The 346-nt window shown below is 38.4% G+C and carries 1 protein-coding gene; it reads left to right on the forward strand.

What is annotated here, in order from left to right; genetic code table 11:
- On the forward strand, nucleotides 1-346 hold a 346-nt coding region (locus tag HMPREF2805_RS06010; protein WP_148131617.1), incomplete at both ends, for a transposase family protein.

Consider the following 346-nt stretch of genomic DNA (forward strand, 5'->3'; position numbering starts at 1 on the left):
TCCTTGATATTAAAGACCCAAACATCAAGATTGTAGATATCATCAATATGGATACACACAAGGAAATCATCGCCAAACTGGACTACGATGCTCTATCTTGTCCTGATTGTGGAAGTCAAATGAAAAAATATGACTTTCAAAAACCGTCTAAGATTCCTTACCTCAAAACGACTAGTATGCCTACTAGAATCCTCCTTAGAAAGCGTCGTTTCAAGTGCTATCATTGCTCGAAAATGATGGTCGCCGAGACCTCGCTCGTCAAGAAGAATCATCAAATTCCTCGTATTATCAACCAAAAGATTGCGCAAAAGTTAATTGAAAAGACTTCTATGACCGATATTGCCCA

It is taken from the genome of Streptococcus sp. HMSC034E03, from assembly GCF_001811505.1.
Lineage (GTDB): Bacteria > Bacillota > Bacilli > Lactobacillales > Streptococcaceae > Streptococcus.